The sequence below is a fragment of the Streptomyces sp. NBC_01294 genome, assembly GCF_035917235.1.
GTDB classification, from domain to species: domain Bacteria; phylum Actinomycetota; class Actinomycetes; order Streptomycetales; family Streptomycetaceae; genus Streptomyces; species Streptomyces caledonius.
Genome location: NZ_CP108423.1, coordinates 1,654,864 through 1,678,851 on the forward strand (window position 1 = coordinate 1,654,864; position 23,988 = coordinate 1,678,851).

Below are 23,988 nucleotides of genomic sequence, written 5' to 3' on the forward strand. Positions count from 1 at the left end.
GGTGGCGAGGCAGATCGGGCGGTGCTGTGCTGGACCATCCCGCCCTACGCTCCCGATCACGAGATCGACGGCTGAGCGAGCATCGTCATCAACCACGGGGAGCAACGTGCCGCCTTTCGTCTACCGGATCACCAAGTACGACCCTGCCGACCGCGACGAGCACGGCAGCTACATCGGCGCTGAGGACTCGACCAGCGACCACGGACCAGTCGAGGCTGCATATCTGCAAGCGATTGCCACCTTCGCCGAGGACACCGGCATCGACCGCCTGGCCATTCGTGAGCCGGGGATCTCCGGCCTTACCCACTTCGGCCTGGAGCCGGCGATCGACGGCCACGGCCTTGCCGGGCTCTTCCCACCCGACCTCAGCGGGTTCCACGACGGTGCGGAGGTGCCCGTCTCCCTCGGCCTGGAGCTGGTCAGGGGCATGCTCCGCGACAGCGGTGCCTGGTGCCGTCTGGCGGTGGAGGACAAGTTCGACGTGCAGGTCGGTTGGGACCAGTACGTCTACGTCAGCAGCGACAAGCCCTGCGAGCGCGCCTTTGCCCGCACCCGGGCTCTCGGTCTCTTCCCGGAGCGGCTGGAGGCCTCGCCCTACGACGCGGACTTCGACGAGCCCGGCGTGCAGCGGCCCGCCGACGAGGACTACTGGGCCCGTCTTCGCTGGTCCATCGCCATGCGGCACGCAGCGATATTGGAGGAGGGGTACCTCCACAATGCCTCCCGCTGGCATCGCCTCACCGATGGGAACCTCGATGCGGTACGCGCCCGACTCACCCCTCGTGCCCAGTTGACCGTCTGGCCGGACCTGTCCACCGATGTCGACGCGGTCCTTGCCTCGCTTCCCGACGAAGGTCCGGCGGAGTTCGTATGGGAGGACGAGAACGGGGCTATCTCCAGCACGGTGGCCGACGAGTCCGAGTACAGGGAACTGGCCGCCCAGGTGGCAGGCGCCCGTGCCGCTACGGCCCTGTCCTTGACCCTCGACGAACGCCACCCGCTGTTCACCGCGGTCCTGCCCGACAGCGACGGCGTCCTGCGCGCGCGGTGGAGGACCGAGCCGACTCCGAGCGACCGGAACTGGGCCTTCCTTAAGACTCTCCACCGTGGGCAGATCTGCACTGGCACGGTCACGGAGATCGCCAGCTTCGGTGTGACCTTTGTGGACATCGGCGGCTTTACCGCGATGATCAACATTCCGGAGCTGTCCTGGCGCCGTTTCAATCACCCATCCGACGTCGTCAGTATCGGCCAGAGGATCTCGGCCGAGATCCTCGACGTCGACCTGGTGAGGGAGCGCGTGCCGCTGTCCCTGAAGGCATTGCAAGAGGACCCGATGCCGCAGTTCATACAGCAGGTCGGCCAGACCACGAACGGCGTCGTGACCAAACTCGTACCGTTCGGCGCCTTCGTCCGTATCGAAGACAGAGAGGACGGCCTTGAAGGCTTCGTTCACCTCACCGAGCTGGCCGAAGGACACGTGGACCGGCCCGAGGATGTTGTTCAGGTCGGAGACAGCCTCACCGTGAAGATTCTGGACGTCGACCTTCCACGACGTCGGATCACCCTCTCCTACCTGCAGGCTCTCCCGCCCGGAGAGCTGACCAGCGCGGTCATCGCCTCCGGGGAATGAGCGGCCAGGCCGGCTCGACGACTGTCGTCGGATCCGCAGTACGCCGCAGATAGGCCTGCAACGAGACCGACTGTTCAGCCGCCGCGCGTACCTGAAGGTCATGCAGATCCGCCAATGGCATCAGGCCGACGGGCTGGTGCTTCTCACCCATGCGTCGCACCACGCGGCCGGCAGCCACGGCGTCCGCCCTCGCATCGTGCGCGTCATCGAGCGACACCCCGTAGTGAGCACACAACGCGTGGAGGGCCCGCTTGCCCTTCCGGTACTTGTCGACGTGCTTGTCGATCACCAGCGGATCGATGACGGGCGAAAGCACACTGCCCAGCCGCTCACTGATCGACTCGACCTCGTGCCGCCGACACTCACGGTCCAGCAGCGACAGGTCGTAGCGTGCGTTCATCACCACCAGAGGCATCCCCAGACGCAGCCCCTCGGCGACGGCCTGCGCGATCTCCTCGATGGCGGAAGCAGCCGGTACCCCGTGCTCGCGAGCATGCGCTGTCGAGATGCCATGGATCGCCGACGCCTGTTCTGGTATCGCCACCCCTGGATTGAGCAGCCAGGTCCGTTCTTCCGAGACGGATCCGTCCGGATCCAGCCGCACGACCGCGGCTGTGACGATGCGGTCGGTCTCAACGTCGGTGCCCGTGGTCTCCAGGTCGAAGGCCACCAATGGCCCACTGATCCAGCTCATCACGCGGCCACCATTCCGGCATGGGCTGCCGGCCGGCGTCGCGCTTCGCCGTCATGAGACACCTGAGACGTGACTGGCGTGCGTGGATAAAAGGCCGCGTTGTACGCGACGACCACCGCACCCGCCCGCCAGTGTCCGACCAGCGCCCGCGCGACCTCGTCCGCGACCTCCCGCACCGGGCGGCCTTCGGCGACCGCCCGCTCCGTGCTGATCCCGTGGATCGCCGAGGCGCCCTCCGGGATCGGTATCCCCGGGTCCGCGAGCCAGCCGCGCCGCTCGCGCACCACCCCGCCCCGCACCTCGACCACGGCCGCCGTCACGATCCGCGACTCGCCCGGCTCCGTGCCGGTCGTCTCCAGGTCGAACCCGATCAGCACACCGCCGTGCCAGTCCCCCATGCCGCGCCAGTCCTCCACCCCGTGCCCCTCCCCCGTACACCTTCGGTCAACGGCTTTCAGCGTGCCACGGGGCACTGACAAGCCGGACGACACCCCCCTCGGGTGGACCTCAAGGGCCTCGTGTACCCCACGAACCGCACCGACCTCATGAGCCGCACCGACCTCACGGACCGCACCGACCTCACGACACCGGGCGGGAGTCCTCCCACATCGACTCGAATTCCTCCCGGTACGTCGTGAACAGCCCGTGGTCCGCGTCCTTCGGCACTCCGCGCCCGCCGCCCCGCAGGACCAGGACGGGGGACTCCATGCCCCGCGCCCGCCGCAGGTACGACTGGACCACGGCGATGCCCGAGTTCTGCCCCTCCACCAGGTAGGCGGTGAAGCGCGGCGTCTCGTCGAAGACGTGGATCTCGAAGCGCGACGGATCCCGCAGCCCGGCCCGGACCCGGCGCACGTGCAGGATGTTCATCTCCACCGAGCGGCTCAGCTCGCCCTTGCGCAGACCCAGTTCCCGCTCGCGCCGCTTGACCGCGCTGCTCGCCGGGTTCAGGAACAGCAGCCGCACGCGGCAGCCGGCCTCCGTGAGCCGGACGAGTCTTCGGCCCGAGAAGTTCTGGACCAGCAGGTTGAGCCCTATCCCGATGGCGTCGAGCCGCCGCGCGCCGCCGAAGAGGTCCTCGGCCGGGAGCTGGCGCTGCAGCCGCACCCGGTCCGGGTGGACGGAGACGACGTCCGCGTACCGGTCGCCCACCAGGTCCTCGACGGCGTCGATCGGCAGCCGGTCGGCCGAGGGGCTGCCCGCGCCCCCGCCCAGTACTTCCAGGAGCCGCGCCGAGGCCCGCTCCGCCTGCTCCAGCACGGGCCGCGACAGCGCCCGGTTGCGGGAGACGACGTTGCGGGTGACCTCCAGCTCGTCCAGGGCCAGCTCGATCTCGCGCCGGTCGTCGAAGTACGGCTCGAAGCACGGCCAGTGCTGGACCATCAGCTCCCGCAGCTGGGGCAGGGTCAGGAAGCTCAGCACGTTGTCGTCGGCCGAGTCGAGCAGGTAGCCCTTGCGCCGGCTGACCTCGCGCACGGCCACGGCCCGCTGCACCCACTCCTGTCCGGCGGGCCCGGCGGCCGCGACCACCCAGTCGTCCCCGCCGTGCACCGGCTCGTAGATCGGCCGCAGCACCGCCCCCACCACCGAGCGCAGCCGCTGTTCGATCAGGTTCAGCCAGATGTACGCACGGCCCGCGCGCTGGGCCCGGGTACGGACCTCGCTCCAGGCCTCCGTGCTCCAGTCCAGCTCGGCGCCGGCCCGTACGCTCCCGGCCGCCGCCGGTCCGCCCGCCAGGGAGACCGCACCGGCCGCGACCCCCGCAGGCGCCCCGCCGGGGACACCCCCTGGGGCGTCCGCCGGGCCACCCTCGTGACTGCTGTCACCAGGGGGCAGCTCCAGACCTCCCGAGCTCACCCGTGCACCGCCTTCTGCGTCTGGACGCCCGTCTCCAGTGATCACGGAAGGGTACTCCGCGCGCGCGGCCCGATGCAGCCCGATGGCCCTTACACCGGCTGCCCGTTGACCCATTATCGGATGCGCACACAGTCCGCTGACCCGCATATCAGCTCTGCGGGTCACCCGGTAGGACCCCTCCCAAGTCCGCGCATGGCGCCCCTCTTTCGGGGAAGATCGGGTGCAGTGACGTGGTCCACGCCGGATCAGCCGGGACACCCTCCGACAATGCGGGAAGAGTCGTTATCTATGCAGGTCTGGCCTGGACAGGCGTATCCGCTCGGCGCCACGTACGACGGCGCCGGCACCAACTTCGCGGTCTACTCCGAGGCCGCCCGACGCATCGAGCTGTGCCTGCTCCACGACGACGGATCGGAGTCCGCCGTGGAATTGCGCGAGACGGACGCCTTCGTCCGCCACGCGTACCTGCCCGGCGTGATGCCGGGCCAGCGCTACGGCTTCCGGGTGCACGGGCCCTACGAGCCCGAGCGCGGCCGGCGCTGCAACGCGGCGAAACTGCTGCTGGATCCGTACGCGCGTGCGATCAGCGGCCGGGTGAACTGGAACGAGGCGGTGTACGGCTACCACTTCGGCCGCCCCGACTCGCGCAACGACCTGGACTCCGCCCCGCACACGATGAGCTCGGTCGTGGTGAATCCGTACTTCGACTGGGCGAACGACCGGCCGCCGCGCCACGAGTACCACCACACCGTGCTGTACGAGGCCCACGTCAAGGGTCTGACCATGCGCCATCCGGATCTGCCGGAGGAGCTGCGCGGCACGTACGGGGCGCTCGCCCACCCGGCGGTCATCGGCCACCTCGCCAAGCTCGGGGTGACGGCGCTGGAGCTGATGCCGGTGCACCAGTTCGTCAACGACCACCGGCTGGTCAACGACGGACTGAGCAACTACTGGGGCTACAACACCATCGGGTTCTTCGCCCCGCACAACGGCTACGCCTCGGGCGACCGCGGCCAGCAGGTGCTGGAGTTCAAGTCGGCGGTCCGGGCCCTGCACGAGGCCGGGATCGAGGTGATCCTGGACGTGGTCTACAACCACACCGCGGAGGGGAACCACCTGGGCCCGACGCTGTCCTTCCGCGGGCTGGACAACGCCTCGTACTACCGGCTGGCGGACGATCCGCGCCACTACACGGACACCACCGGCACCGGGAACTCGCTCCTGATGCGCTCCCCGCACGTGCTCCAGCTGATCATGGACTCGCTGCGGTACTGGGTCACCGAGATGCACGTGGACGGCTTCCGCTTCGACCTGGCGGCGACGCTGGCCCGCCAGTTCCACGAGGTGGACCGGCTGTCGTCGTTCTTCGACCTGGTCCAGCAGGATCCCGTGGTCAGCCAGGTGAAGCTGATCGCCGAGCCCTGGGACCTGGGCGAGGGCGGCTACCAGGTGGGCAACTTCCCGCCGCTGTGGACCGAGTGGAACGGCAAGTACCGGGACACCGTACGGGACCTGTGGCGCGGGCAGCCGCGCACGCTGGCGGAGTTCGCCGGGCGGCTGACGGGCTCCTCGGACCTGTACCAGGACGACGGGCGGCGGCCGCTGGCGTCCATCAACTTCACCACCTGCCACGACGGTTTCACCCTGAACGACCTGGTCTCGTACGACGAGAAGCACAACGAGGCCAACCGGGAGGGCAACCGGGACGGCGAGACCCACAACCGGTCCTGGAACTGCGGGGTGGAGGGGCCGACCGAGGATCCGGAGGTCGTGGAGCTGCGCGAGCGCCAGATGCGCAACTTCACGGCCACCCTGATGCTGTCGCAGGGCGTGCCGATGCTCAGCCACGGCGACGAGTTCGGCCGCACCCAGGGCGGCAACAACAACGCCTACTGCCAGGACAACGAGCTGTCGTGGGTGGCCTGGCCGGAGCCGGGCAAACCGCCGCCGTCCCTGCTGGAGTTCACCCGGCGCATGGTGTGGCTGCGCCGCGACCACCCGGTCTTCCGGCGGCGCCGGTTCTTCCACGGCCGACCGGTGGAGGGCACCCACGACGAGCTCTCCGACATCGCCTGGTTCACCCCGCACGGGGAGGAGATGCGGGCGCGCGACTGGCAGGCCCAGCACGCGCGGGCGCTGACCGTGTTCCTCAACGGGGAGGCGATCTCCGAGCCGGGCACCCGCGGGGAGCGGATCACCGACGACTCGTTCCTGCTGATGTTCAACGCGGGCGCGGAGCCGCAGGACTTCACCATTCCGGCGGGGCACGGCGCGCAGTGGCGGCTGGTGGTCGACACGGCGCGGGAGGAGGTGCTGCCACCCGGCACCGGGCCGCAGTATGCGGCCGGGGACCGGGTGGCGCTGACGGGGCGGTGTCTGGTGCTGCTTCAGCGCCCGGCGTAGGCGGCGCCGCTCTCCCCGGCTGTCGGCGAGGCGGCCCGCCGGGCCGGTACGGAGGCCTTGACGGTGTGCGTACGGGCGGCGGGCACCCGCGTGACGAGGGCCAGGGCCAGGCAGAGCGCGGCCGCCCCGACGGCCACGGCGAAGGCCCCGGCGGGGCCGTACCGCTCGGCGAGGCGGCCGCAGAGGACGAGGGCCGTGGCCTGTCCGGCCACCAGGCAGCTGGCGGCGAAGGCCATCGACGTGGAGAGCCGGGCCGGTTCCACGGCCCGCTCGGTCAGCGCGAAGGCGGTGATCAGGTGGGGTGCGTAGGCGGCCCCGAGCACGGTGACGACGGCGTACAGCGGCCACAGGCTGTCGGTGAACAGCAGCGGCACCGAGAGCACCAGGGCGGCTCCGGTCGCCACCCGCCAGCGCAGCCGCAGTCCGAAGCGGGCGGGCAGCGCGCCGAGCGAGAGGCCGACGGCCGCACTGACGACGCCCATGGCGGAGTAGACGACGGCGGCCTGGTCCGGGACGCCGAGGCGGATGGTGAGTGCGGTGATGCCGGCCTGGCAGGCACCGAACATGGCTCCCTGGAGGGCGAGGGAGCCGCGCACGGCGTAGACCACGCCGGGCGGCCGGACCCGGCTCCCCTTGGCCCGGTCCCGCGCGGGTGCCCCGGCCGTGACGGCGGCGGTCGGGTGCAGCGCGTAGACGGTGCCGAAGACGGCGACGAGTCCGGCCGCGCCGGCGAGGGCGAAGGCCGGGTGGGCGAGGAGCGCGGCGAGGCCGACGAGGGCGGGTCCGAAGACGAAGGAGACCTCGTCGAGGGTGCCTTCGAGCGCGTGGACGGCTCCCACGACGCTCTCGTCGGACTTGGCGCGGCGGGCCAGGGCCACGGAGCGGGTCCGGGCGAGCGGCCCGATCAGCGGGACGGAGGCGCCGGTGACGGCGCCGATCGCGGCGAGCGGGACGGTCGCGAGGTGGGTGAGCGCCCCGGCGACCAGTGCGGCGGTGGCCACGGCGTTGACGGCGGCGGCGGCCAGCACGACGGGCCGCTGTCCGTGCCGGTCGGCGAGCCAGCCGAGGACGGGCCCGAAGAGGACCTGTCCGAGGGAGAGGGCGCCTCCGACCATGCCGGCGGTGGCGAGCGATCCGCTGGTGTGGGCGACCAGCAGGAAGCTTCCGAACTGGGACATCGCGACGGGCAGGCGGGCGAGGAAAGAGACGAGCGGAAGTAGGGGCCCGGTCAGGGCTATGACGTGTCGATAGGTGTTGACGGTTCCAACCACTTGATCAACGCTAACCCGGCGGAGTCACTCGGATGCATTGGGTAATGGCACGGAATCCGGCAGGCTGGGTACGTACGTTCTCATGAGCCAGCCGTACGCGACCACCGAATCGGAATCTGATGTTCCGACACCCGTCACCCCGGCGTCGACCTACCGCCTCCAACTGCGTCCGGAGTTCCCCTTCGCGGCGGCCGAGGCAGCCGTACCGTACATCGCCTCGCTCGGCGTGTCACACCTGCACCTCTCCCCCGTCCTGGAGGCGGTGCCCGGCTCGGCGCACGGGTACGACGTCACCGACCACTCCCGCGTACGCGGCGAGCTCGGCGGCGAGCCGGGCCTGCGCGCCCTGGCCCGGACCGCCCGGGCGCACGGGCTCGGACTGGTCCTCGACATCGTGCCCAACCACATGGCGGTGCCGACGCCGCTGCGGCTGAACGGGCCGCTGTGGGAGGTGCTGCGCGACGGGCCCGCCTCGCCGTACGCCCGCTGGTTCGACATCGACTGGGAGGCAGGCGGCGGGCAGGTGCTGCTGCCGGTGCTCGCCGGGCCGGCGGACTCCTGCGAGCTGCGGGCCGACGGCGAGGTGCTGCGCTACGGGGAGCAGGAGTTCCCGCTGCGGGAAGGGACCGCGGGGCTGGCGCTGCCCGAGCTGCTCGCCGCGCAGTGGTACCGGCCGGCGTGGTGGCGCGAGGCACGGACCGACCTCAACTACCGCCGTTTCTTCACCATTTCGGATCTGATCGGGGTCCGGGTGGAGGATCCGGAGGTGTTCGCGGCCACCCACGCGAAGGTGCTGGAGCTGGTCCGGGACGGGGTCGCGCAGGGGCTGCGGATCGACCACGTGGACGGCCTGGCGGACCCGCGGGAGTACCTGGGACGGCTGCGCGCGGCGGCGGGGGACGGCTGCTGGGTGGTGGTCGAGAAGATCCTGGCCCGCCACGAGCGGCTGCCCCCCGCCTGGCCGGTGGCGGGGACCACCGGGTACGACGCGCTGCACCGGGTGGACGGGGTGTTCACGGACCCGGCGGGGGCCGCGGAACTGGCGGACCGGTACGGGCGGTCCACCGGCCTGCCGCAGTGGCCGGAGGCGGCCCGGGCTTGCGCGCGGGAGGTGCTGACCGGGGACCTGGCGGCCGAGCTCGCGGCGCTGGAACGGCAGGCCGGGCCGGAACTGTCCGAGGCCGTAAGGGAGTTGCTGATCGCCTTTCCCGTCTACCGGCCGTACCCCGGCGATCCGGAACTGCCGTCGCAGGCGCTGGAGCAGGCGGCCGCGGCGGCCGGTCCGGGCGCGGTGGCCGGCGTACGGGAACTGCTCCTGCGGGATCCGGCCTTCGCCGCCCGCTTCGCCCAGACCTCGGCGGCCCTGCGCGCCAAGTCCCTCGAGGACCGGGCCTTCTACCGGTACGCGCCGCTGCTGTCGGCCACCGAGGTCGGCGGGGAGCCGGGGCATCCGGCGGTGTCCGCCGAGGAGTTCCACGCGTACTGCGCCGCGCTGGCCCGGGACTGGCCGGGGGCCGGGACCGTGCTGTCCACGCACGACACCAAGCGCAGCGCGGACGTCCGGGCCCGGATCTCGGCGCTCTCGCAGGCGCCGGAGCTGATGGGCAGCCCCGCGGGTCCCGACCCGCACCTGGCCTGGATGGCCCGGCAGACCGCGCTGGGCCTCGGCCGGGTCCCCGAGGCGGTGCCCCGGCTGGCCGACGCCCTGCTCAAGGCGGTCCGCGAGGCCGCCCTGCACACCAGCTGGACCGACCAGGACGAGGGCTACGAGGCGGGCATCCCCGCGTACGTCCCGGCCCCCCTCGACCTGCCGGCGGAGCTGGCGGAGGCGGCCCGCGCCAACCTGCTCGGCATGACGCTGCTGCACTTGGCGATGCCGGGGGTCCCGGAGGTCTACCAGGGCGCGGAGACCGAGTACCGGGCCCTGGTCGACCCCGACAACCGGCGCCCGGCCCACTTCCCGCGCACGGCGCTGGCCCGGCTGGACGCGGGGGCCGCCCCCGACGGCCCGGCCGAGGAGAAGCTGGCCCTCACGGCCGCCGTGCTGCGGCTGCGCCGGGACCGGCCGGAGCTCTTCCGCGGCTACGCGCCGGTCGCGGTCCGGGGGCCGGCAGCGGGCCATCTGGTGGCCTTCACCCGGGCCCCCGGCCTGCTGGTGGCGGCCACCCGGCTGTCCCACCGGCTGGCCGCGTCGGGCGGCTGGCGCGACACCCGCCTGCGCCTGCCCCCGGGGAAGTGGACCCCCGCACTGCCGTCGCACCCTCAACCCCGTCCGTCGCACAGCGGTGCGACGGACGTGGCCGCCCTGCTGGACGGCCGTCCCGTGGGCGTCTGGCTCCGCCGGTGACCGGCCCGCCACTTCCAGCCCGGGCTCCGCCCAGGCCCCTGGCGCTCCGCCCCAGACCCCGCTGAAATGTCCAGCCCCTCCGGCGTTTGAGGAGCGGGGTTCGGGGCGGAGCCCCGGCCTGTGAGCCCGGTCGGCGATTGAGGCGCGGGGACCGGGAACTGCCTGGCCCGCGCAGCAGTAGGCGGCGGGCCCGGCGGGCATGGCATCCCTTGTGACTCTCCTCCGTGACATGTGCTACCCCACCCCGCAGGAACTCGGGCTGGCCGCCCGCGCGCTGGCGGACGAACACCCCGGCGAGGTCCGGCTGCGCCAGGCCGGCACCTCCCGGGGCGGGCAGCCGCTCTGGGTCCTGTCCGTCGCCGCGTTCGCCGCGGCCGCCGTAGCCGCCGCGCCGCGCGGGGCCGGCCGCAACGTCCTCGTCGTCGCCGGGGCGCACGCCAACGAGCCCGTCGGCGGCGCCACCGCCCTCTCGCTCGCCCGCCGGCTCCTGCACGACCCGGCGCCGCGGGCCGGCTGCGACTGGCACTTCCTGCTCTGCGCCGACCCGGACGGCGCGGACCTGCACCGTACGCCCCGCCCGTACTCGCTCCTGGACTACCACCGCAGCTTCTTCCGGCCGCCCGGACCCGAACAGCCCGAGTGGGCGCCGTCTTTACTGCCCCCGGACCGGCTGCCGCCCGAAACCCTGGCCCTGACCGCGCTCATCGACGAACTGCGGCCCGTCCTCCAGGTCTCCCTGCACGCCACCGATCTCGGCGGCTCCTGGGTCCAGCTCACCCGGGACATCCCCGGCCTCGCCGAGCCGTTCGCCAAATCGGCCGCCGAGCTGCGCATCCCGGTGGAGAACGGGGCCTCGGACGCCGCCGGCTGGCCGTCCCCGGGGCCCGGGATCTTCGTGATCCCGCAGCCGGGGAGCGAGGCCGCCGGTGCCTTCCACCCGGAGGACACCCGGCTCAGCACCTGGTACCACGCCCACCGGTACGCCGGCACCACCGCGATCGTCGAAGTCCCCATGTGGGCCTCCGACCTGGTGGACGACCCGGCCCCGCACCCCGACCCGCGCGGCGCCCTGCGGATGCTGGCCGAGCGGCTCACGACGGACTCCGCGCTGGTCGCCGGGGTACGGGCGCTGATCGGGCCGGGTCCGGCCCCCTACGAGGACCCGGCCGCCGCGCCGCTGCTGCGCGCGGTGGACTGGACGCTCGCGCTGATCCCCCGGGTCACCGTCGAGTGGACCGGCGCCGAGGCCCCCGCGGAGGCCACGGCGGCGTACATCGCCAGCATCGACGCCTTCGGGCGGCGGCTGTCGCTGCGCGCCGCCGCGATGCTGCTGCGGGTGCTGCGCGCGCAGGGCCATCCGGCGGCGCCCGGGCTGGACCGGCTGGTCACCGGGTGGTGCGAGGATTTCGCGGCCCGCTTCGGGGCCCGCTGGGTCCCGGTGGCCACCCAGGTGGAACACCAGTCCCGGACCGTCCTGGCCGCCTACGAACGCCTCGTGGCGGCCGGCCGGCCGTCCTGAGCGCCCGCGCTAGGAGGAGGAAGGGGAAGGGGAAGGGGAGGCGGCGGGCTCCACGGGCAGGGCGTACCGGCGCTTGGAGTGCCCGGTGGCCCCGAGCCGGTCGTAGAAGCGGATCGCGCCCTCGTTCCAGACGGGGGTCTGCCACTGGACGTGGTCGAGGCCGAGCTCGCGGGCCAGGCCCGTCACGCCGTCCATCAGGGCGGCGCCGAGCCCGTGACCGCGGGACTCCTCCGCCAGGTAGAGGCAGTCCATGTGCAGGTGGTCCCGCGCGTCCCAGAAGGAGAACTCGGCCGAGCAGGCGGCGTATCCGGCGACCAGGCCGTCCGGGGTCTCGGCGAGCAGCACCCACAGCCGGGCCCCCTCGGCGAACAGCTGCGGACCGAGCTGCTCGGCGAGGCCGGACGGGCGCGGCGCCGACTTCTCGTAGGCGATGTGCTCGTGCATGAGCTCGGCCAGGCGGGGCAGGTCCCCGACGCGGGCGCGGCGGATGGCAGACGTGTGTTCCATGTCCGCCATCCTGCGCGGTGCCTCCCGGCGGGCCACCGGCAGGGTCCGGGTCCCGCGTGCCTAGTGCGCCGAGAGCCGGAAGGTCATCTTCCCGAAGCTGACCTGGTCACCGTCGCGGACCACCGCGGAGCCGGTCACCCGGCGCCCGTTGACCGTGGTCCCGTTGGTGGAGCCGAGGTCCTTGAGCACCCACATCCCGCCCTGCAGGCTCAGTTCCGCATGGGCCCGGGAGACCGTCTCGTGGCTGAGCCGCAGCCCGTTGCCGGGGTCGCGGCCGATCCGCAGGCCCGCCGCGCTCGGATGCGGGAGCAGCAGCTTGGGCAGTTTCTCGGCGGCCCAGGCGCGCCGGATGCCGACGGACACGGCCGAGGCCCGGCCGACCCAGCCGAACAGCCGACGGGTCCACGGGCTTTCGGCGGCCTCCCTGGCCTGGAGGTCGGCCGTGAGGACGGCGAGGTCCTCGGAACGGCGTGCGACCAGGGCGAGTTCCATCCGGCGCAGGAAGGTGTCGTGGGACAGCTTGCCCAGGGCAGCACCCTCCCTGAGCTGGCCCAGCGCCCGGTCGCGCTCGGCGTCCGAGAGCCGTGGCGCGGGGAAGGCGGGGAACTCGAAACTCGACGTCACAGGGTGATTGTCGGCCCGTCGGGGCCGGAGTGTCCAGAACACCCGCGCCACGCCCGGAATGATGGGCAGGATACGCATGCTGGACACCGCCGGAGACGAGGGGACCGTCCGTGCAGTTCGAGGTATGGGCACCGCTGACAGGTCACGTCGTCATGCGACTCGACGACGTGACGTACGACATGGCGCGCGATCCGGACCGGGACGGCTGGTGGACCGCGGAGGCCCCTGCCGCCGACGGGAGCCGCTACGGATTCCTGCTGGACGGCGACACCGTCCCGCGGCCGGACCCGCGCGGGCGGCGGCTGCCGGACGGGCCCGACGGCCTGTCTGCGGTGGTCGACTTCGAAGCGCTCGACCCGCTGCGGGCGCCGTCGCCGCACGTCCCGCTCCAGGACGCGGTCCTGTACGAGCTCCACGTCGGCACCTTCACCCCCGAGGGCACCTTCGACGCGGCCGCGGCCCGCCTCGGGCACCTCACCGCCCTCGGCGTCACGCACGTGGAGCTGATGCCGGTCTGCTCCTTCGCCGGCCGGCACGGCTGGGGGTACGACGGGGTCGCACCCTGGGCGGTGCACGAACCGTACGGCGGCCCGGCCGGCCTGGCCCGCTTCACGGCGGCCGCGCACGCGGCCGGGCTGGGCGTGGTCCTGGACGTGGTCCACAATCACCTCGGCCCCTCCGGCAACCACCTGCCCGCCTTCGGCCCGTACTTCACCGACACGCACCACACCCCGTGGGGCTCCGCGGTGAACCTGGACGCGCCCGGCTCCGACGAGGTGCGCGCGTACCTCCTCGGCTCGGCGCTGGCCTGGCTGCGCGACTACGGGATCGACGGCCTGCGGCTCGACGCCGTGCACGCGCTGGCCGACGGGCGGGCGCTGACCTTCCTGGAGGAACTGGCCGCGGCCGTCGACGAGCTGGCGGCGGACAGCGGCCGTCCGCTGTTCCTGATCGCCGAGTCCGACCGGTGCGACCCGCGCACCACCACCCCGCGGGCCGCCGGGGGCCTGGGCCTGCACGCCCAGTGGAACGACGACTTCCACCATGCCCTGCACTGCGCGCTGACCGGTGAGTCCCAGGCGTACTACGCCGACTTCGCCGAGGCCCCGCTCGCCGCCCTCGCCAAGACCCTGACGCGGGCGTTCTTCCACGACGGGACCTGGTCCTCGTTCCGCGGCCGCACCCACGGCCGCCCGGTGGACCGCCGCCGGACCCCGGCCCACCGCTTCCTCGGCTACACCCAGACCCACGACCAGATCGGCAACCGGGCCCTCGGCGACCGGCTCGCCGCCTCGCTCTCCCCCGGGCTGCTGGCGTGCGCCGCGACCGTGGCCCTGACCGGGCCGTTCGTGCCGATGCTGTTCATGGGCGAGGAGTGGGGCGCGGGCACCCCCTGGCAGTACTTCACCGACCACCCCGACCCGGAGCTCGCCGAGGCGGTGCGGACCGGCCGGCGCCGGGAGTTCGCGGCGCACGGCTGGAAGGCCGAGGAGATCCCGGACCCGCAGGACCCGGCCACCCGGGACCGCTCCTGCCTGGACTGGGCGGAGCCCGAACAAGCCGGTCACGCCCGCCTGCTGGACTGGTACCGCACCCTGGTCGCGCTCCGCCGCACCCACCCGGACCTGCGCGACCCGGACCTGGCGGCGGTCCGGGTCGCCCACGACGAGGAGCGGCGCTGGCTCACCTTCCGGCGGGGCGACGTACGGGTGGCCGTGAACCTCTCCCCGGAACCGGTGACGATCGCGCTGGGCCGCAACGGCGTACGGGTGCTGGCCGCCTGGGAACCGCTCGAACACCCGGGTCCGGACGGGCGGATCCACCTGCCGGGCGAATCGGCGGTGGTCCTCGGCCCGTGAGGACCGTGACGACCGGACCCGTGAGGACGACGCGCCCGCGGGTCCACGAGTCCACGGGTGGGGCTATTCGACGACGGCCATCTCGCGCGGGGCGTTGTTGAGGCGGCGCCCGCCCTCCTCGGTGACGGTCACGATGTCCTCGATGCGGACGCCGAACCGGCCCGGCAGGTAGATGCCCGGCTCCACGGAGAAGCACATGCCGGGGACCATCGGCTGCTCCTCGCCCTCGACCATGTACGGGGGCTCGTGCGTGGTCACGCCGATGCCGTGGCCGGTGCGGTGGATGAAGCGGTCCCCGTAGCCGAACTCGGTGATCACGGCGCGGGCCGCCCGGTCCACCTCCTGGCAGGAGGCCCCGGGCCGGACCGCCGCCACGCCGGCCTGCTGGGCCTCGCGGACGATGTCGTGGACCCGCTGCTCCTCGGCGGTGGGCTCGCCGACGTGCACGGTGCGGGAGATGTCGGAGCCGTAGCCGAAGCGCAGGCCGCCGAAGTCGAGGACCACCATGTCGCCGCGCCGGATGACGCGGTCGCCGGCCTCGTGGTGCGGGTTGGCCCCGTTGGGGCCGGAGCCGACGACGGTGAAGTCGACCTGGGAGTGGCCGTGCGCGCGCAGCAGGGCGGCCAGTTCGTCGGCGACGTCGGTCTCCCGGCGGTCGGCGAAGGGGAGGTGGAGGATCTGCGCGTAGGCCGCGTCGGCGGCGGCGGCCGCCGCGGCGAGGCGCTCCAGTTCCCGCTCGTCCTTCACCGCGCGGAGCATGGGCAGGCAGTCGGTGAGCGGCGCGTAGGAACTGCTCGGCAACTCCTGCTGGAGGCCCAGGAGATGCAGGGCCCAGGTGTTGTCGCTGACCCCGAAGCGCCCGCGGAAGTCCAGCAGCGGGGCGGTCAGGGCGTACGGGTTCTTCCCGTCGGGCCAGTCCCGCAGGGCCAGCGCGGCGGCGCCCGGGGCCTTGGCCGCGTCGGGGGCCTCCAGCGCGGGCACGACGAGCACGGGCTCCTGTCCGGCGGCCAGCACGAGCAGGGTCAGCCGTTCGGTCTCGGCGGTGGGCCGGTATCCGGTGAGGTGCGTGAGGTCGGGCCCGGGGGCGATGAGCAGCCCGGCGAGTCCCGCGTCGGCGGCGGCCCCGGCGGCCGCGGTCATCCGGGCGGCGTAGTCGTCGGCCGTGAAGGGTGCGGGTTCACGTGTCATACGGGTGATCCTGCCGCGAGCCGGGCCGCGAGGGCAGCGGCCGCGCCGGTCGCCCTCGTCCCCCCTACGGGCTGCCCGGGTGAGAGCAGTTCCGTACGGTGCACCAGGCGCGGGGCGGACAGCGGTACGGCGACCCCCGCGCCGGCGGCCTCGGCAACGCGGCGCGGCAGCAGCACGAGGCCGTGTCCGGCGGCGGCGAGGGCGCAGAGGGCGAACACGTCGGTGCCGTCGTAGCGCACGGAGGCCCGGGCGGCGGTGAGCGGCAGCCCCACGCCGGGGGCGTCGATCCAGCGCGCGTCGGCGAGGTCGTCCAGCCGGACGGCGGCCCGCCCGGCGAGGGGGTGCCCGGCGGGCAGCAGCACGGCCAGCTCCTCCTCCCCCACGCCGGTCACGGTGAGCGGTGCCACGTCGGGCAGCCGCAGCGGGTCGCTGGGCGCGGCCGGACCGTCCACGAGGCCGAGGTCGCAGCCCCCGGTCGCGACGGCGGCGGGCACCTCGGCCGGGGGCAGCACCCGCAGGGTGACCCCGGTGGCGGGCAGGGCCGCGAGCAGCCGGGGCCCGACGGCGAGCGGGGACGCCGCGAGGGTGATCCGCCCGGGCGGGGCGGCGGCCAGCCGCAGCACGTCGGCCCGCGCGGCGTCGAGCCGCAGCAGCAGCGGACCGGCGTGCTCCAGCAGCCGTGCTCCGGCCGGGGTCGGCGCGACGGGCCGGCGGGTGAGCAGCTCGGCCCGCAGGTCCCCTTCCAGCGCGGCGATGTGCTGGGAGACGGCCGACTGGGTGTAGCCGAGCTCGCGGGCGGCCGCGGAGAAGGAGGAGAGCCGGGTCACGGCGACGAAGGTGCGGAGCAGGTGCGGATCCATGGTCATCAGGATCACTTATCTAAAGTGCACGAACAATCGTTGGCGCTGAAGCGGGGTCCGGTCGCAGGATGATCCGCATGACCACCGCACCGCCTGCACGGACCGCGCCCGGGACCGCACGGATCGCCCTCGTCGGCGACCGCTCCCCGCACGTGAAGTCCCACACCCGGATCCCGCTCCTCCTCGACGCGCTGGCCTCCCGCGACGGGCTCGTCCTCGACGCCTACTGGATCCCCACCGGCGACGCCGAGGCCGAGGCGGCCGCCGGGACGCTGGCCCGCTTCGACGCCGTGTGGGTCCTGCCCGGGAGCCCGTACGCCAGCGAGGCCGGGGCGCTGGCCGCGATCCGGGTCGCCCGCGAGGAGGGCATCCCGTTCCTCGGGACCTGCGGCGGCTTCCAGCACGCCCTGCTGGAGTACGCCCGGGCGGTGTGCGGTCTGACCGAGGCCGCGCACGCCGAGAACGACCCCGGGGCGGCGGACCCGCTGATCGCCCCGCTCGCCTGTTCGCTCGTCGGGCACGAGGGCCTCGTACGGACCGAGCCCGGCTCGCTCGCCGAGGCCGCGCTGGGGGCGGAGCGGTCGATGGAGCGCTACCACTGCAGCTACGGGCCCGCGCCCCGCCACCTGCCGACGCTCACCGCGCACGGCCTGCGGCTGTCGGGGCACGACGAGGACGGCCGGGCGCGCATCGCCGAGCTGCCCGGGCACCCCTTCTTCCTGGCCACGCTGTTCCAGCCGGAGCTGCACGGGGACGGGACGAGGCCGCACCCGATCGTCCGGGCCCTCGCCGCGGCCGCCGTCGCCCACGCCCACGCCACCGACACCGCCGCGGCCTCCGCCTCCACCTCGGCCGGAGCGGAATAACGCGTCGCAGGACCACCCCTCTGATCGGCTATGCTGTGCATGCACATCGAACGGGTGGTCCGCCGCCCTTCGTGGTGGGTGTAGCTCAGTTGGTAGAGCACCTGGTTGTGGTCCAGGTGGCCGCGGGTTCAAGTCCCGTCACTCACCCTGATCCCGTGGGGGTACGAGGTTCTCCTCGTACCCCCACGGGTTTTTTCCGTTCACGGCCGGGACGAAGATCATCCCTCGGGCCTAGACGCGGAGGAAGGCCTCTACTTCGGTGGCGAAGGCCACGGGCGTCTCGTGCGGCGGGTAGTGGCCTGAGCCCCGGAGCGTGACGATCCGGCAGTTCGGGTACCAGGCCTGCCAGGTGGCGCGCATCACTTCCTCCGTCAGCGCGAGGTCGTACTCCCCCACCAGGACCAGCACCGGGACCGTGTTGCCCTTCACCGCGGAGGACAGGTCGAGCGGCTGCCAGCTCGCGAGGTAGGCGGCGAAGGCCTCGGGGCGGGAGACGCCCAGGGAGTGCTCGACCATGCGGTCCAGCCAGTGGCGGCTCGCGCGGTTGCCGGTGACCAGGTCGAGGATGGCGCGGCGCTTGGCGGGGTCCTCGGCGGCGCCGTGGAAGAGGGCGTGGGCCGCGTCGTCCAGCTCGTAGGGCGCGGCCGGGACGGGGGCGATGCCGATCAGCTTCTCGATGCGCTCGGGGGCCCGGACGAGGACCTGCTGGGCCGCCTTGCCGCCCATGGAGTGGCCGAGGAGGGAGAAGGTGTCCCAGCCGAGCTGATCGGCGAGCTCCAGGACGTCGTCCGCGATCTCGCCGAGGCTGTAGCGGCCGGACACGTCCCGGCGCTCGCCGTAGCCGCGGTAGTCGAGGAAGGCGTACGAGAACCCCTCCGGATCCAGGTGCTCCAGGACGGAGCCCCAGTTCGCGGACGTCCCGAACCAGTCGTGCAGCACGATGACGCGAACGGGTCCGGTGCCGATCCTGCGGTGGGCGATGGCCATGCGTTCTCCCTCGATGACGGGGCGGAGAAAACCGACGCCGTACGTTCTGCCCACCCGGCCTACGATCACACCGTGAAGCCGATATCCCGCACGGTCCGCATCGCCGTCACGCACGCCTTCGCCGGCAGGGACCACCCGGTCCACCCGGTCCACCCGGCCGAGTACGAGATCCTCGACCGGGACGAGATCGCGGAGGTGCTCGCGGCCTGGCCCCCCGCGGAGCCGCACGACGGCTTCGAGTGCATGTGCCACGGGTGCGGCGGGGTCTCGTTGTACGAGGCCGGCGGCGAGCGCATCGGGTCCGTGGACCCGACCGGGCCGCTCCGGCCGCTGTTCGATTCCCGGGATCCGGCGGGGCTGCCCTCCCGGCACCGCGCCCGCTGGGTGGCCGCGGCGCCCGAGGACCTGCGCGAGTACGCAGGCGCCTGCGCCCGCGGCGAGGAGCCCCGGCCGCCGCGCGGAGTACCGCTGAGCGCGGTCTTCAGCTGGCTCGGCACCGTGCGGGAGCATCCCGGGGACGCCGCGCGGCTGCTCGCCGCCCTGGCCCCGCAGCGGCTGCTGGCTCCGGCGTCCGCGGACGAACTCGCCTGGGCCGTACGGGAGACGGACCGGACCGGGCTGGACGGCGCCGTGCGGTTCTTCGCGAGTGAGGCCTTCACCACCCGCCACCCGAAGCGGCGCCGGGTCCCGGACACCGCCCGCGATCTCCTCCTCCGCCACGCCCGCAGCCACCGCCCCAAGGACCTCCCGGTCCTGGAACGGCGGCTGCTGCACACACCGGAGGACCGCGTCAGGCGGTCTTGATCGCCGGGTCGGAGATGCCCGGGGCGCCCGTCTCGACGTGGCCCGCGAAGCGGCGGAGGAAGGTGGTGTCGGCGTCGGAGACGACCTTCACGTCGTACCAGCGGCCCGTGGCGGCGAGGGTCACCGTGTGGGCGACCGTGGCGCCGGCCGCGACCCTGATGGTCTGGGCCGCGCCGCCGTAGGTGTTGGTCACCGTCAGGTTCACGGCCGCCGTACCGGTGTTGGTGAGGGTCAGCGCCAGGTTCCCGCTGCCCGTCACGTGGCGGGCCGTCACCTCGGGGCCGGCCTTCTTCGCCGGGCCCTTCCAGGTGCGCAGGAAGCCGTTCGGGCCCCACACCGTCAGGTTGATCTGGTTGCCGGTGGAGCCGCTGGTGGACCACGTGTCCGAGAGGGTCTTGCCCGCCTCGACCGTGTAGGGCCACGGGCCGTCCGTACGGTTGCCCGACGTGCTGTGGAAGTGGGCGCCCAGGTTCGGCCCGGAGGCGAAGGTGAGGGTGAACTTGCCGGTGGAGACGGTGCGCGCACCGTCCACGTACGGAACGTAGCCCAGGGCGCGGGTCGGCTTGGCGCCCGCCTCCTGCCCGGGCAGGGTGCCCGTCGCCGGCGGGGTCGGGTGGTAGGACGGGTGACGGTCCTTGTCCGGCGGGACGTACCCGGCCGTGGACGGCAGCGCGGCGGGCGCGGCATCGGCGCGGGTGAAGTCGAAGGCCGAGGTCAGGTCACCGCAGACCGCGCGGCGCCACGGGGAGATGTTGGGCTCGTGCACCCCGAAGCGCTTCTCCATGAAGCGGATCACCGAGGTGTGGTCGAAGGTCTCGGAGCAGACGTAGCCGCCCTTGCTCCACGGGGAGACCACGATCATCGGGACGCGCGGGCCGAGCCCGTACGGTCCGGCCGAGTAGCCGCCACCGCCCGCGTACAGGTCGCCCTTGACGTCGGCCGTGGACAGGCCCCAGGCCGAGGAGGCCGGCGGGTACGGCGGGACCACGTGGTCGAAGAAGCCGTCGTTCTCGTCGTAGGTGATGAACAGGGCGGTCTTCGCCCACACCGCCGGGTTCGCCGTCAGCGCGTCCAGGACCTGCGAGATGTACCAGGCGCCGAAGTTCGTCGGCCAGTTCGAGTGCTCGCTGAACGCCTCGGGGGCGGCGATCCAGGAGACCTGGGGCAGGGTGCCGTTCACCACGTCCGCGCGCAGCCGGTCGAAGTAGCCGTCGCCCGCCTTGACGTTCGTACCCGTGCGCGCCTTCTCGTACAGGGCGCTGCCGGGCTGGGCGTTGCGGTAGGTGTTGAAGTACAGCAGCGAGTTGTCGCCGTAGTTGCCGCGGAAGGCGTCGTTGATCCAGCCCCAGTGACCGGCCGCGTTCAGGCCGTCGCCGATGTCCTGGTAGACCTTCCACGAGACGCCGGCGGACTCCAGGCGCTCGGGGTACGTCTTCCAGCCGTACCCCAGCTCCTGGTTGCCGAGGACCGGGCCGCCGCCCACCCCGTCGTTGCCCGTGTAACCCGTCCACATGTAGTAGCGGTTCGGGTCCGTGGCGCCGATGAAGGAGCAGTGGTAGGCGTCGCACACCGTGAAGGCGTCGGCGAGGGCGTAGTGGAACGGGATGTCGTTCCGGGTCATGTACGACATGGTCGTGGCCGTCTTGGCCGGGATCCACTTGTCGTACTTGCCGTTGTTGTACGCCTGGTGGCCGCCGGCCCAGTCGTGGTTCAGCCCCTCGAGGAACTGCATGCCGAGGTCTTCCACCTGCGGGTTGAAGGGCAGGATGTCCTTCGTCCCGTTCGACTGGTGGAAGACCGACTTGCCGTTGTCCTGAAGGACCGGCCGCGGGTCGCCGAAGCCCCGGACACCTTTCATCGCGCCGAAGTAGTGGTCGAAGGACCGGTTCTCCTGCATGAGGACGACGACGTGCTCGATGTCCTGGATCGTTCCGGTGGTGCCCTGCGCCGAGATGGCGGCGGCCCGCGCGATGCTGTCGTTCAGCATCGTGAGGGCGGCCGTGCCGCCTGCGATCTGCAGGAACCTGCGACGATTGAGTTCTGCCATGGCGTGACGACCTCTGGGGGTGAGGGGGGAGTCGAGGGGCGCCCCAAGGACAGCGGTCCCGGGGTACCGTCCGGAGATCGATTCGTGACGCTGCGCCGTACACCTGGAGAACGAAAAGCGTTCCCGAACGGCCCTCGCATCTGCTGAAATGACCTCCCACACACTGCACGGGGGGCGCAGAGCGGATGGCGGGGAGCGATTTCGGGCATGCCATCGGGCTGCCCCGCGCGCTCTCCGGCCTGCCTCTGTCGCCGCTGGTGGGAGCGTACGGGGAACTCCTCGCCTCACAACAGACCCTCGGACTGCGCCACTTGGGCGAGTTACTGGTCCCGCCGGGAGGCCGCTTACGGGTGCTCGACGGGGTCTTCCGCGTCGAGGGGACCGGCCGGCGCCACCACGTGGGAACCGGGGTGCTGCGCGCGCTGCGCCGGGACCGGCCGGAGCCGGCCGCGGCCCGGTTGCTGGAGCGGCTCACGGGGATCCAGCGGGCGGACCCGTCCGCCCTGCGCCGGATCCTGCTCTACCAACTCGTCCACCTGCTCCAGGACCACCCGCAGGGGCACCTGCCGGCCACCGCGGCCGGCTTCGGGGTCGACCCGGCGGAGGCCGCCGCCCTGGTCCACGCCGCCGCCCGGCGGGCCCGGCTGGACGCCGCGCAGCGGGCCGCCGCCGAGGCCCTGGAGGACGACGTACTCGGCCACCGGATCCGGTCCGCCGCCGCGCTGGCCGCCGTACTGCCGCCCGCCGGCGGGGACCGGCCGCTGGCCGCCCGGCTCGCGGAGCTGGCCGCCCGGGCCGCGGCCGCCGACGCCGCGCTCGATGCGGCCCGGCGCCACGAGGAGCGGGGCGATCCGGAGCGGGCCCGCGTCCGCTACGAGGAGGCGGCCGCGCTGGCGGGGGACTGCCCGCGCGCGGTGCGCGGGCTGGTCCGCACCCACCGGCCGGACGCCGAGGATCCGGGCTCCGGCGCGCTGGAGTCCGTACTCGTCCCCGGCGGGGTCGAACTGCGCTGGCCGCCCGGTGACTTCGGCGGCCCGCGCTGGCGGGTGGTGCGGCTGACCCGCGGGGAGCCGGCGACCGCCCCGCTCGCCGAGGTGGCGGGGCAGCCCGGCGGGGGCCTGCTCGTGGACCGCGGCGCCGGGACCGGCACGGAGGTCCGCCACGTGGCGCTGCCGCTGCGGGCCGACGGCCGCGTCGACGGGCCGCCGCTGATCGGCCCCGCGCTGTCCGTCGCCCCGGCGGTGACGGAGCTTGGCGTCGACGACGGCAACGGCTGGATCGAGGCCTCCTGGACGCCGGCCGCGGGCGCGGCCCGCTCCGAGGTGACGCTGACCCGGCCCGGGGGACGCACGGAGGAACTCACTGCGGTGCGGGCGGGCCTGCGGGAGACCCTGCGCGCCGAGGGGCTGGAACCCGGGAGGTACGAACTGGCCGTACGGGCCCGGTACGCGCCGTCCCACCCTGCCGCCGGGCGCGGCGCGCTGTCCGCGGCCGCGACGGCCCGGGTCACCGTGCACCCCTGGCCGGCGCCCGTGCTCACGCTTTCGGCGGCGGCCCGGGAGGCGGGCGGGGTGGAGTTCCGCCGGACCGGCGGCGAGGGGGCCGAGGTACGGCTGGTGGAGTGGCCGGGCGACGCCCCCGCCGAAGGCGCAGAACTGAGGACATCCGAACTGCCGCCCCCGCTGCCCTGGACCGCCCCGACCTGGACCCCGACGACCCCGACGCCCCCGGCCGGCGCCGGTTCCGGCGGTGCGGTCTCGGTCGGGCTGCCGCCCGTGGGGGCGCTCGTCACCGTGTCCGCCGTGGCCGTGCTGGGTGAGCGGGCCCTGGCCGGGCCGGGCGTCCTGGTCGAGGCCCCGCTGCCGGTGACCGGGCTCGCGCTGCGGCGCACCGCACCCGGCGAGGTCGAGGTCACCTTCGACTGGCCCGGCGCCACCGGCACCGTCACGGCCGCCGTCACCCAGGACGGCCGGCGCACCGTCTTCGACGTGGCCCGCAGCGTGTTCCTGCGCGAGGGGCTCCGCCTGCCGGTCACCCCGGCCGCGGTACGCATCGACGCGTACGCCGCACCGCGCAGCGCCCGGTCCGTCCTGGCCGCCACGGCCGGCGACGCGCGGGCCGGACTCCCGGCCGACGTGGCCATCGCCTACGAACTGGTGCCGGGCGCCCGGCGCGGACTGCTCCGCCGCGGGCCCGCCGTCCTGCGGGTGACCGTACGGGCTCCGGGCGGCGCGCCCGGCCCGGACCTGCCCGGCTTCGTCCTGGTCGCCCGGGGCGACGGCGGGCGCGATCCGCAGCGCCCGGGCGGTCCGGCCGCCGGCCCGGCCGTGTGCCGGGTGACCGGGGCCGAACTCGCCGCCGCCGCTGCGGCCACGGCCGCGGGAACGGGCACGGTGGAGCGCGAGATCGACACCGCCGCCGCTCCCGGCCGCCCGTACGCCCTGCGTGGTTTCCTCCTCGGCGGCTCCGCCGCCTCCGTCCGGCTCGAAGAGCCCCCTCTCCCCTCTCTGGTGGTCCGCTGA

At 73.6% G+C, this 23,988-nt stretch carries 17 protein-coding genes, 1 tRNA gene and 1 pseudogene; 9 read left to right on the top strand and 10 right to left on the bottom strand.

What is annotated here, in order from left to right; translation table 11 throughout:
- The first annotated feature begins 106 nt into the window (after nt 1–106).
- Nucleotides 107–1,633, top strand: coding sequence for a S1 RNA-binding domain-containing protein (locus tag OG534_RS07530; RefSeq protein ID WP_326587301.1), 1,527 nt, complete (start codon nt 107–109; stop codon nt 1,631–1,633).
- On the opposite strand, the gene OG534_RS07535 is transcribed toward OG534_RS07530, so the two are convergent.
- The 3 genes and pseudogenes from OG534_RS07535 to OG534_RS07545 all read right to left on the bottom strand — a co-directional run bounded on the left by OG534_RS07535 (nt 1,614) and on the right by OG534_RS07545 (nt 4,184).
- Nucleotides 1,614–2,327: a 3'-5' exonuclease gene (locus OG534_RS07535; RefSeq protein WP_326587302.1), complete on the bottom strand. Its 714-nt coding sequence runs from the start codon at nt 2,325–2,327 to the stop codon at nt 1,614–1,616. The genes OG534_RS07530 and OG534_RS07535 overlap by 20 nt on opposite strands.
- 89 nt (nt 2,328–2,416) lie before the next feature.
- A pseudogene (locus tag OG534_RS07540) lies at nt 2,417–2,725 on the bottom strand (exonuclease domain-containing protein); the annotation flags it as partial.
- A gap of 181 nt (nt 2,726–2,906) precedes the next feature.
- Nucleotides 2,907–4,184, bottom strand: coding sequence for an SAV2148 family HEPN domain-containing protein (locus OG534_RS07545; protein WP_326587303.1), 1,278 nt, complete (start codon nt 4,182–4,184; stop codon nt 2,907–2,909).
- Between the two features lie 288 nt (nt 4,185–4,472).
- Between OG534_RS07545 and glgX the strand changes: the two genes are divergently transcribed.
- Entirely contained in the window at nt 4,473–6,587 is a 2,115-nt protein-coding gene (gene glgX, locus OG534_RS07550; RefSeq protein WP_326587304.1) for a glycogen debranching protein GlgX, read from the top strand.
- On the opposite strand, the gene OG534_RS07555 is transcribed toward glgX, so the two are convergent.
- Nucleotides 6,572–7,858 carry an MFS transporter gene (locus tag OG534_RS07555; RefSeq protein WP_326587305.1) on the bottom strand — a complete coding sequence of 429 codons (1,287 nt, stop codon included), beginning with the start codon at nt 7,856–7,858 and terminating at the stop codon, nt 6,572–6,574. The two genes, glgX and OG534_RS07555, sit on opposite strands and share 16 nt — an antisense overlap.
- An 82-nt stretch (nt 7,859–7,940) precedes the next feature.
- Between OG534_RS07555 and treY the strand changes: the two genes are divergently transcribed.
- Nucleotides 7,941–10,205 carry a malto-oligosyltrehalose synthase gene (gene treY, locus OG534_RS07560; RefSeq protein ID WP_326587306.1) on the top strand — a complete coding sequence of 755 codons (2,265 nt, stop codon included), beginning with the start codon at nt 7,941–7,943 and terminating at the stop codon, nt 10,203–10,205.
- Between the two features lie 229 nt (nt 10,206–10,434).
- Nucleotides 10,435–11,724 (top strand): M14 family zinc carboxypeptidase, encoded by a 1,290-nt coding sequence (locus OG534_RS07565; protein WP_442807046.1) that lies wholly within the window; start codon nt 10,435–10,437, stop codon nt 11,722–11,724.
- Nucleotides 11,725–11,733: 9 nt separating this feature from the next.
- On the opposite strand, the gene OG534_RS07570 is transcribed toward OG534_RS07565, so the two are convergent.
- Nucleotides 11,734–12,231, bottom strand: coding sequence for a GNAT family N-acetyltransferase (locus OG534_RS07570; protein ID WP_326587308.1), 498 nt, complete (start codon nt 12,229–12,231; stop codon nt 11,734–11,736).
- Nucleotides 12,232–12,291: 60 nt separating this feature from the next.
- Complete coding sequence (locus OG534_RS07575) at nt 12,292–12,855, bottom strand: DUF1707 and FHA domain-containing protein (RefSeq protein WP_326587309.1); 564 nt, start codon at nt 12,853–12,855, stop codon at nt 12,292–12,294.
- Nucleotides 12,856–12,965: 110 nt separating this feature from the next.
- On the opposite strand from OG534_RS07575, the gene treZ reads away from it, so the two are divergent.
- The gene (treZ, locus tag OG534_RS07580; protein ID WP_326587310.1) at nt 12,966–14,714 is read left to right on the top strand and encodes a malto-oligosyltrehalose trehalohydrolase; all 1,749 of its coding nucleotides are present in this window, start codon (nt 12,966–12,968) and stop codon (nt 14,712–14,714) included.
- A gap of 63 nt (nt 14,715–14,777) precedes the next feature.
- Here treZ and OG534_RS07585 read toward each other — a convergent pair whose 3' ends face one another.
- Both OG534_RS07585 and OG534_RS07590 read right to left on the bottom strand, forming a co-directional pair.
- Nucleotides 14,778–15,902, bottom strand: a complete 1,125-nt coding sequence (locus OG534_RS07585; RefSeq protein WP_326587311.1) for a M24 family metallopeptidase — start codon at nt 15,900–15,902, stop codon at nt 14,778–14,780.
- Nucleotides 15,899–16,762, bottom strand: coding sequence for a LysR family transcriptional regulator (locus OG534_RS07590; protein WP_326587312.1), 864 nt, complete (start codon nt 16,760–16,762; stop codon nt 15,899–15,901). Before OG534_RS07590 ends, OG534_RS07585 begins: the two co-directional genes overlap by 4 nt.
- A 77-nt stretch (nt 16,763–16,839) precedes the next feature.
- Between OG534_RS07590 and OG534_RS07595 the strand changes: the two genes are divergently transcribed.
- A complete protein-coding gene (locus OG534_RS07595; protein ID WP_326587313.1) occupies nt 16,840–17,628 on the top strand; it encodes a CTP synthase C-terminal region-related (seleno)protein in 789 nt (262 codons plus the stop codon).
- Between the two features lie 74 nt (nt 17,629–17,702).
- Nucleotides 17,703–17,775 (top strand) — tRNA-His (locus OG534_RS07600).
- Nucleotides 17,776–17,859: 84 nt separating this feature from the next.
- Here the strand turns inward: OG534_RS07600 and OG534_RS07605 are convergent.
- On the bottom strand, nt 17,860–18,615 hold the full coding sequence (locus OG534_RS07605) for an alpha/beta fold hydrolase (RefSeq protein ID WP_326587314.1): 756 nt from the start codon (nt 18,613–18,615) through the stop codon (nt 17,860–17,862).
- Nucleotides 18,616–18,687: 72 nt separating this feature from the next.
- On the opposite strand from OG534_RS07605, the gene OG534_RS07610 reads away from it, so the two are divergent.
- Nucleotides 18,688–19,419: a hypothetical protein gene (locus OG534_RS07610; protein ID WP_326587315.1), complete on the top strand. Its 732-nt coding sequence runs from the start codon at nt 18,688–18,690 to the stop codon at nt 19,417–19,419.
- Here the strand turns inward: OG534_RS07610 and OG534_RS07615 are convergent.
- A complete protein-coding gene (locus tag OG534_RS07615) occupies nt 19,406–21,466 on the bottom strand; it encodes a phosphocholine-specific phospholipase C (protein WP_326587316.1) in 2,061 nt (686 codons plus the stop codon). The two genes, OG534_RS07610 and OG534_RS07615, sit on opposite strands and share 14 nt — an antisense overlap.
- Before the next feature lie 185 nt (nt 21,467–21,651).
- Between OG534_RS07615 and OG534_RS07620 the strand changes: the two genes are divergently transcribed.
- A complete protein-coding gene (locus OG534_RS07620; RefSeq protein ID WP_326587317.1) occupies nt 21,652–23,988 on the top strand; it encodes a hypothetical protein in 2,337 nt (778 codons plus the stop codon).

Coding starts and splice junctions, on each gene's coding strand:
- OG534_RS07535 (WP_326587302.1), bottom strand. CDS start 2,327: ATGAGCTGGATCAGTGGGCCATTGGTGGCCTTCGACCTGGAGACCACG.
- glgX (WP_326587304.1), top strand. CDS start 4,473: ATGCAGGTCTGGCCTGGACAGGCGTATCCGCTCGGCGCCACGTACGAC.
- treY (WP_326587306.1), top strand. CDS start 7,941: ATGAGCCAGCCGTACGCGACCACCGAATCGGAATCTGATGTTCCGACA.
- OG534_RS07565 (WP_442807046.1), top strand. CDS start 10,435: ATGTGCTACCCCACCCCGCAGGAACTCGGGCTGGCCGCCCGCGCGCTG.
- OG534_RS07570 (WP_326587308.1), bottom strand. CDS start 12,231: ATGGAACACACGTCTGCCATCCGCCGCGCCCGCGTCGGGGACCTGCCC.
- OG534_RS07585 (WP_326587311.1), bottom strand. CDS start 15,902: ATGACACGTGAACCCGCACCCTTCACGGCCGACGACTACGCCGCCCGG.
- OG534_RS07590 (WP_326587312.1), bottom strand. CDS start 16,762: ATGGATCCGCACCTGCTCCGCACCTTCGTCGCCGTGACCCGGCTCTCC.
- OG534_RS07595 (WP_326587313.1), top strand. CDS start 16,840: ATGACCACCGCACCGCCTGCACGGACCGCGCCCGGGACCGCACGGATC.
- OG534_RS07605 (WP_326587314.1), bottom strand. CDS start 18,615: ATGGCCATCGCCCACCGCAGGATCGGCACCGGACCCGTTCGCGTCATC.
- OG534_RS07615 (WP_326587316.1), bottom strand. CDS start 21,466: ATGGCAGAACTCAATCGTCGCAGGTTCCTGCAGATCGCAGGCGGCACG.
- OG534_RS07620 (WP_326587317.1), top strand. CDS start 21,652: ATGGCGGGGAGCGATTTCGGGCATGCCATCGGGCTGCCCCGCGCGCTC.